The organism is Thauera propionica (genome assembly GCF_002245655.1).
Classification (GTDB): Bacteria; Pseudomonadota; Gammaproteobacteria; order Burkholderiales; family Rhodocyclaceae; genus Thauera; species Thauera propionica.
Window position 1 is genome coordinate 26,758 of the sequence record NZ_NOIH01000019.1, and the last position, 8,582, is coordinate 35,339.

7 protein-coding genes are annotated in these 8,582 nt (G+C 68.0%); 3 read left to right on the forward strand and 4 right to left on the reverse strand.

All coding sequences use genetic code 11. The annotated features are described in order from the left end of the window. Positions 1-23 precede the first annotated feature (23 nt). Both CGK74_RS14880 and rsgA read left to right on the forward strand, forming a co-directional pair. A complete protein-coding gene (locus CGK74_RS14880; protein ID WP_094269231.1) occupies positions 24-365 on the forward strand; it encodes a hypothetical protein in 342 nt (113 codons plus the stop codon). Further along, positions 362-1,306: a ribosome small subunit-dependent GTPase A gene (rsgA, locus tag CGK74_RS14885; protein ID WP_206186265.1), complete on the forward strand. Its 945-nt coding sequence runs from the start codon at positions 362-364 to the stop codon at positions 1,304-1,306. Before CGK74_RS14880 ends, rsgA begins: the two co-directional genes overlap by 4 nt. A gap of 9 nt (positions 1,307-1,315) precedes the next feature. Here rsgA and CGK74_RS14890 read toward each other — a convergent pair whose 3' ends face one another. Next, positions 1,316-2,122 carry an alpha/beta fold hydrolase gene (locus tag CGK74_RS14890; RefSeq protein WP_277080518.1) on the reverse strand — a complete coding sequence of 269 codons (807 nt, stop codon included), beginning with the start codon at positions 2,120-2,122 and terminating at the stop codon, positions 1,316-1,318. Between the two features lie 188 nt (positions 2,123-2,310). Next, on the reverse strand, positions 2,311-4,677 hold the full coding sequence (locus CGK74_RS14895) for a DNA internalization-related competence protein ComEC/Rec2 (RefSeq protein WP_094269233.1): 2,367 nt from the start codon (positions 4,675-4,677) through the stop codon (positions 2,311-2,313). A 144-nt stretch (positions 4,678-4,821) separates the two neighbouring features. Between CGK74_RS14895 and CGK74_RS14900 the strand changes: the two genes are divergently transcribed. Beyond that, positions 4,822-5,367: a DUF2062 domain-containing protein gene (locus CGK74_RS14900; protein ID WP_094269234.1), complete on the forward strand. Its 546-nt coding sequence runs from the start codon at positions 4,822-4,824 to the stop codon at positions 5,365-5,367. Positions 5,368-5,430: 63 nt separating this feature from the next. Here the strand turns inward: CGK74_RS14900 and CGK74_RS14905 are convergent, their stop codons facing one another. Further along, complete coding sequence (locus CGK74_RS14905) at positions 5,431-7,455, reverse strand: methyl-accepting chemotaxis protein (protein WP_094269235.1); 2,025 nt, start codon at positions 7,453-7,455, stop codon at positions 5,431-5,433. A gap of 222 nt (positions 7,456-7,677) precedes the next feature. Then, on the reverse strand, positions 7,678-8,582 hold a 905-nt coding region (locus CGK74_RS14910), incomplete at its 5' end, for a methyl-accepting chemotaxis protein (RefSeq protein ID WP_133091884.1).

The window sequence follows — 8,582 nt, forward strand, 5'->3', positions numbered from 1 at the left end:
GCCCCACTGGAGGAGACGAGAAGATGAAGACCCTGAGCAACCCTGCCCTGCAGGCGATCCGCGTCGCCGCCGTCGCACTGGTCGTGGGCGTAGCCGCGCCCGCCGCTGCCGATCCCTTCCCGGGCGCCGACCTCGCCGTGGCCAAGCAGACGCATGCCGCACAATGCGTCGAATGCCACGCCAAGCGCTTCGGCGGTGAGGACGGTTCGGAGATATACACCCGCTTCGACCGTCGCGTCACGACGCCGAGCGGACTTGCACAGCAGCTCACCGCCTGTACCACGATGCTCAACCTCGACCTTTTCCCCGAAGACGAGCATCACCTCGCGGGCTATCTCAACACGCACTACTACAAGTTTCAGTGAGCCAACGAAACCAGCGCAGTAACAAGGGGGGTAACGCGATCGAGGGCGTGATCGTCGCAGCCTTCGGTCGCCATTACGAAGTCGCAACGCCGGCGGGCCGCCTGCAGAGCTACCCGCGCGGCAAGAAAAGCAGCTTCGCCTGCGGCGACCAGGTCGCGGTCCTTCCCGGCGGCGACGGCCAAGGCGTCATCGAAACCCTGCGCCCGCGCCGCAACCTGTTGTGGCGTTCGGACGCTTTCCGCGAAAAGCTGATCGCCGCGAACCTCAGCCATATCCTCATCGTTGTCGCGACCGAGCCCGGCTTCTCGGACCTGCTCGTATCACGCTGCATCGTCGCTGCCGAAAGCCAGGACATCACGCCGCTGATCGTGCTGAACAAGGCCGACCTGGGTGAACGCCTCGAGGCCGCACGCGCGCAGCTCGCGCCCTTTCGCGCACTCGGTTACGAGGTCATCGAAGTGTCGGCCCTGCACGGTGCCGAGGGGCTGTTGAAGCGGCTGGCGGGGCTTCACGCCATCCTCGTGGGGCAGTCCGGCATGGGCAAATCGACGCTCACCAACGCGCTGATCCCGGAGGCGAACGCGGCAACGCGTGAGATCTCCGAAGCGCTGGATTCGGGCAAGCACACCACGACCTTCGCCCGCCTCTACGCGCTGGACGGAACTGCACCCGACAACGCCCACGGCTGGCTGATCGACAGCCCCGGCCTGCAGGTCTTCGGTCTGGCGCACCTCACACCCGACGACCTCGCCGAGTCCTTCATCGAATTTCGCCCGCTGCTTGGCCGGTGCCGCTTCCGCGACTGCCGGCACGAAGCCGAGCCCGGTTGTGCGCTGCTGGCGGCACTGGCCGACGGTCGCATCCATCCGCGGCGCTTCGAGCACTACCGCGCAATCCGCGCCGAGATTGCCGAAGCGAAACGACTGAACCCCGGCTGGTAAGCCCGGGACTCAGCCCTCCATCAGGAAGTCGCGGACGACGGCGATCTGCTCGGGATCCATCAGCATCGGCGCATGCCCGACGCCGGCGAACTCGACCGTCCGCGCTCGTGGCCCCTGCTCGGCCATGGCGAGAAAGGTCGAGCGCTCAAGCAGGTCGGACTCGGCGCCACGCAGAGCCAGCGTCGGACAGGCAACGCGTTCGTAGACCGGCCACAGGTCGATATCCTCATTCACCGGCGCCGCGCGGAAGACCTCACCCAGGCCCGGGTCATACACCATCGCAAAGCCGCCGCCGGGACCACCCACCGGACGCACCGAGAACTCGGTGAGATGGCGCCACTGGGCATCCGTCAGCGGACCGAAGGGCGCGCTCACCATGCGGATATAGGCCTCGGCCACCTCCATCGTCGGAAACCGCGGCGCCGTCCCCACGTACTGAGCGATGCGCTGCAGCGACACTGCGGTGATCACCGGGCCGACGTCGTTGAGCACCAGCCGCGATATCGGCGTATGCGGCTGGCTGGCGACGAGCATGCCGATGATGCCGCCCATCGAGGTGCCGACCCAGCTGACCTGCTCGACGTTGAGCCGCGCGATGAGCGTGATCATGTCCGCCACATAGAGCGGGAAACCATAGTCGGTCTTGACCGCCAGCCAGTCGCTGCGCCCGCGACCCACCACGTCCGGACACACGACGCGGAAATCGTCGGCCAGCGCCTGGGCGAGATCGTCGAAATCGCGCCCGTTGCGCGTCAGCCCATGGACACAGACCACGACGCGGGGGTTGTCCGGCGCCCCCCACTCCGTGTAGGCCATGCGATGCAGGCCATGGGGTCCAATGCACTGGACGTGTCGTTCGCGTACCCCGTGCCCCGGGCGTTGCATTCGATGAGACGACGGAACGGCAGTGTTCGGATCGGAAGACAGGGACATGGCAGCGGTGTGTGATTAATGGCGACGGGCCCGAGTCTAGCACCGGCGCGTGCCGGCCCCCGGCCAAGCACTCAGCGCCCGTGCCAGTAGCGGGGTTCCACCATGCGATGCGCGCTCAGTTCGATGCGGCTGTTCTGCCCGGGCGGAAACAGCGCCTGGACCGCCCCCTGGCTGTCCGTCCGCCAGTTGCGCGCCCCGGCCTGTGCCCAGCGTGCCCAGACTTCGGGATGCGGGTGGCCGAACGCATTGCGGTGGCCGGCAGAATGGATCACCGCCTCGGGCAAGGTCGCTGCGACGAACGCGTCCGATGACGAGGAGCGGCTGCCATGATGGCTGCTGACCACGACATCGGCCGTCAACTCCCCTCCACGCGAGCGCGCCACGATGTCACGCTCAGCCGCGGCACCGATGTCACCGGTGAGCAGCAGGCTCCCTGCAGCGTTGCTGACCCTGAGCACGCAGGAACCGTCGTTGTCCTCCCGCGGCGCGGCCTGCTGCGGTTGCCGCAGCGGGTGCAGAACCTCGAAGCGAACCCCATCCCATTCCCAGCCTGCCCCTGTAACACAAGCGGCCACGCGGGCGCCATCCACGCCTGTCACAGGCAAGGCTTCGGAGAGTCCACCGCCGACCAGCCAGCGCTCAACCGCGATGCCGTGGCCGACGCTCTCTGCCCCGCCGACATGATCCTGGTCACCGTGGGAAAGCACCACAGAGTGCAGCCGGATCACACCGGACGCCTCGAGATAGGGCAACACCACGCGGCTGCCGGCGTCGGCGTTCGCGCCATAGGGCGGACCGGCATCGAACAGCAGATCGTGGCCGGATGTCTGTACGTGCACAGCAAGCCCCTGACCGACATCGAGCACTGTCACCCTGAACGCGCCATCTTCCGGACGCGCGCCCTGCCAGGCCAGAAGGGCGGCAACCAGCACCGCCGCCGCCGGCCGCCCCGGCGTGCCCCGCGGCAGCAGCAACACCGCCATCCCAAGCACCGCAGCCAGCGCCAGCCACAAGGGCGGTGTCGACTGACGCCACAGCGCCATATCCAACGCAGACAGCCACTCCACCCAGACCATCATCAGGGCCGTCACACCATGCGCCAGATGCAATGGAAGCTCAAGCGGCAGCAGCGCGGCAAGCAGCACCAGCGGCGCCACGACGAAGCTGACGATCGGGATCGCAACCGCATTGGCTAGCGGCGACAGCAGCGGAAATGCATTGAACATCAGCACCAGCAAGGGCAGCAGCGCCAGGCTGATACCCATCTGGACGCGCAGCGCGGCCCTCCACCGCGGCCCCCGCGCGGGCCGACCGGTGATCAGCATCAGGATCACCCCCACGGCGCCGAAGGACAACCAGAAGCCCGCAGACAGGCAGGCCCACGGATCGAAGGTCAGCACGCACAGCAGCGCCGCCGCCAGCACGCGCGACGGCGCTGGCCGTCGACCGCACAACAGCGCGGCGACGACCACGAACAGCATGATCAACGCGCGCTGCACCGGAATGCCCAGGCCTGCCAGCAAAGCATAGGCAGCCGCGGCTACCAGCGCGGCAAGCGCCTGAGCCTTGCGTACGGGCCACCGCAACACCATCGTCGGCTGGCGGCGCCAGGCCCAGCCGACGATGGCACCCGCAGCCGCCGCTACCAACGTCACATGCAATCCGGAGATGGCGACCAGGTGGCCGACACCTGTGCGACGGAACACCTCCCACTGTGCCGGCGGGATGCCACGCTGCTCGCCGATCGCCAGTGCGACCAGCATCCCGGCATAGGCTCGGTCACCGAGCACGTTGGCATAGCGCTCCCGCAGGCCGCCCCTGAGCCGGTGAACCCACTGCATGGCCGACCCAGGCACCTCATCCAGTCGCTCCGCAGACCCACGCACATACCCGGTGGCGCGGACACCCCGCTCCAGCAGCCAGGCCTCGTAGTCGAACCCACCGGGATTGGCTTGACCGTGCGGACGCTTCAGACGCACCGCAAAGCGCCACGCCTCGCCGGCCTGCACGACCGGCGGCGGCGCCGCACTACCGCGGGGGCGATACCACGACAGCAGCACGTGGCGCGGCACGCCCTCGGGCGGCGACGCAATCTCGAAACGAAAACGCACGCCGTCGTCCAGCAGCTGGGGCAGATCCGCCACCCGCCCGTCAATCACCATATCGAGACTTTCGAGCTCGCCCCTCAGCGCATCGGCCAGGCGCCAGTCTGCGCGAACCGCGGCCCAGGAGAAGCCGAGCACACAAGCGGCCGCGCAGACTAGGCCGCGTTGCGCCAGACGCCATGACCAAGGTACCGGGCGCGCAGCCCGCAGGTAGCCGAGCGACAGCAGCGCGGCCACCACGACAAAAGCGGGCACCACGTCCGCCGCCGGCAGTTCGGGCTGCATCTGCAGTGCGACGACGCCCACGACAAAGCTTGCGGCGAAAAGTCTCATGTCGAAATGTTGCCATTGGCATACGCAGCAGACAACCGGAGCATCGACCAACACCTGTCGCATTCACTTTCTGCGACACATTCGCCGCCTTCGACCCTGCGTTGCCCCGCTGGCCCGCTGCTAGACTCTCGCCCACCAGAGATCATGCGCAAACGACTCAAGAATTTCCTGCCCGATCACGCCGCGATTCACGACAATCGCTGGCTGAGGCCGTTCGCCTCAACGCTGCTTCATCCGCGCCTGTGGCACCTCAACCGCCATTCGGCGGCGGGCGCGGTGGCAGTCGGTCTGTTCTGCGGCCTTATCCCCGGGCCACTGCAGATGCTCGGCGCGGCCGTCTTTTGCGTGCTCTTCCGGGTAAATCTGCCGCTGGCGCTGATCACAACCCTGTACAGCAATCCGCTGACCATCGTCCCTCTGTATGTCCTCGCCTTCGGCCTCGGCAAGCTGGCACTGGGTGATGGCGAAGCCGAGTTCACGGCGCCCCCGGACCTCGAAGGCCTTGCCTTCGCCAACTGGATTCCTGCGCTCACCGACTGGATGGCGAGCCTCGGCAAACCACTCGCGCTCGGGCTGGTACTGCTGGCCGCCCTGCTCTCAGTGAGCGGCTATGTCGCAGTCAAATGGACCTGGCGCGTCTGGCTGATCCGTCAGTGGCGCAAGCGGCAGGCAAAAGGTCGGCAGCCGTAAACGCGACACGGGCCCGCAGGCCCGTGTCTATCCCGTCTCGCGTCCGAAGCGGACGCTGCAGCCTCACACCTGGAAGCGCCCCACCTGCTGGCGCAGGGTCGTCGCCAGGCTCTCCAGCATGCCGGCCGTCGCCGTCGTCTGGTGCACCGCCACGCTGTTGTCGCTGGCCATCGTCGCAATGCGCTCCACGTTCTGCGCGATCTCGTTGCTCGCCATGCTCTGTTCGTTGAGCGCCAGCGAAATCTCCCGCACCGCCGCCAGCACCTGCTGCGCTCCGTCGTTGATCTGCGCCATCGACTCGCCCGCCTGGTTGCTCAGCGCCACCCCGTCGCGCACCCGCTGCACGCCCTGCTGCATCGTGTCGACCGCCCGGCCCGTCCCGTCCTGGATCGCCTGCACCATGCCCGCGATCTCCTGCGTCGCCCGCGTCGTGCGCTCGGCCAGCTTTCTCACCTCGTCGGCCACCACCGCAAAACCGCGACCCGACTCACCCGCGCGCGCCGCCTCGATCGCCGCGTTCAGCGCCAGCAGGTTCGTCTGGTCGGCAATCTCGCGGATCGAGCCGACGATCGCCGTGATCTCGCGCGACTTCTCGCCCAGTTCGCGGATCGCGTCGCTGGACTGATCCACCGCCTGCGCGATGCGCTCCATCTCCTCGACCGACTTGCGCATCACCAGGCCGCCTTCATCCGACAGACGCCCCGACGCTTCGGCCAGCTGCTGGGCCGTGCCGGCATGGCGCGAGATCTCCTCGACGCCCACGGTCATCTCTTCCACCGCCACCGCCACGTCCGAGGCCGCCTGGCTTTGCGCATCCGAACCGTCCGAAACCCGCCGCGCCGAGGCCGACAGCTCGGTCGCCGAACTGCCCACCTGGCTCGCCCCCTGCTGGATCTCCCGGATCAGCGAGGCGACCTCGTCGGCCATCACGTTGAACTGCGCTGCCACTTCCGACAGCTCGTCGCGCGCCGAAAATTCGACACGCGTGCGGTAGTCCCCCGCCGCGTAGCGCTTGGCCCCGGCCGACAGCTCGCGCACCGAGCGCACAATCGCCAGATACACCGCAGTGAAGAGGTAGCCCGCCACCAGCATCGCCACCGCCGACAGCACGATCTGGAAGCGCAGCCGCTCCGACAGCTCATCGAGCCGTTGCTGCAGCAGCTGCCCGGTCTGCGGGCGCAGCACTTCGTCGAAGTTGCGCACCGCCGTACTGATGGCCTGCGTGGTGAGGTCGAAATAGGCCGGCGGCGCCAGCGTGAACTGCTGCTCGAGGATGTCGCGCGTGACCGCCTGACGCACGCTCGCCACCGCGGCGGCAATCTCGGTGCGCGAACGCTCCAGCGCCCCGGCGATGCCGGCGTTGGCCTTGCCCGCGCGCTCCAGGCTCTCGAGCAGCGTGGCCTCGGTGCGCGCGATCTCGGCCAGCAGGGCGACGACGCCGTGCTCGTCGGCGCGCAGCACTTCCCGCCGGGCGATGATGTTGGTGCCACGCGCCCGCAACTGGCCTAGGCGCTCACTCAGCTCGGGCAGCGAGGTCAGCAGCGGTCCGATCAGGTTGGAGGTCGCCGAATCCGGATCCTGCGACAAACCCGACACGCCACCCAGATCGCCGATCCAGCGCAGCAGACGCGCAATCGTTTCCGTGTGGGCCTTGAAGCTCTGCGGCGCCGTCATCTGCGTCGCACCCGCCAGAATGCGCTGCAGCTCGCCGCGCGTTGCCTGCCAGTCGGCCTGCAGCGGCTGCCACATCGGCTCCGCTGCGATCGCGGCATCCAGCTTCGCGATGGCGCCTTCGATTTCGGCGGCCTTGGCTTCGCGCCGCGGGATCATCTCCTTGCTGCCGCCCAGCACGCCCGCGTTCAGCCCGCGGTGCTGCTGCGTCAGCAGAACGACGCCGAAGCCCGCGTCGAAGAGCGTCAGGCCGGCAATCTCGCGCTCGGCCACCGTCATGTCCTCGCGCAGGCTGACGAAGATCTGCGCCAGCAAAGCTGCGGCCGACAGGCCGCACACGAGCAGGATCAAGGCGAACTTGAGCGGATAGTTGAGACGGTCCAGCAGACGGATGGCGGGGAGGAAAAGGGTTTTCATTTCGATGTGCCGGCGCGAACCGGATCCGATTCTTGATGATCCGGATTATCGGCACGCGTCGCCGCAACTTAATGACCCGTATCAAGCCTTTCGGGAAAGCCCGCCTAATCCACCCATAAGCGTGACGGACTTCGCGGTCCGGCGAGCCGCGGCCCGTAAACGCGACACGGGCCCGCAGGCCCGTGTCTATCCCGTCTCGCGTCCGAAGCGGACGCTGCCCCCTCACACCTGGAAGCGCCCCACCTGCTGGCGCAGGGTCGTCGCCAGGCTCTCCAGCATGCCGGCCGTCGCCGTCGTCTGGTGCACCGCCACGCTGTTGTCGCTGGCCATCGTCGCAATGCGCTCCACGTTCTGCGCGATCTCGTTGCTCGCCATGCTCTGTTCGTTGAGCGCCAGCGAAATCTCCCGCACCGCCGCCAGCACCTGCTGCGCCCCGTCGTTGATCTGCGCCATCGACTCGCCCGCCTGGTTGCTCAACGCCACCCCGTCGCGCACCCGCTGCACGCCCTGCTGCATCGTGTCGACCGCCCGGCCCGTCCCGTCCTGGATCGCCTGCACCATGCCCGCGATCTCCTGCGTCGCCCGCGTCGTGCGCTCGGCCAGCTTTCTCACCTCGTCGGCTACCACCGCAAAACCGCGACCCGACTCGCCCGCGCGCGCCGCCTCGATCGCCGCGTTCAGCGCCAGCAGGTTCGTCTGGTCGGCAATCTCGCGAATCGAGCCGACGATCGTCGTGATCTCGCGCGACTTCTCGCCCAGTTCGCGGATCGCGTCGCTGGACTGATCCACCGCCTGCGCGATGCGCTCCATCTCCTCGACCGACTTGCGCATCACCAGCCCACCTTCATCCGACAGTCGCCCCGACGCTTCGGCCAGTTGCTGGGCCGTGCCGGCATGGCGCGAGATCTCCTCGACGCCCACGGTCATCTCTTCCACCGCCACCGCCACGTCCGAGGCCGCCTGGCTTTGCGCATCCGAACCGTCCGAAACCCGCCGCGCCGAGGCCGACAGCTCGGTCGCCGAACTGCCCACCTGGCTCGCCCCCTGCTGGATCTCCCGGATCAGCGAGGCGACCTCGTCGGCCATCACGTTGAACTGCGCTGCCACTTCCGACAGCTCGTCGCGCG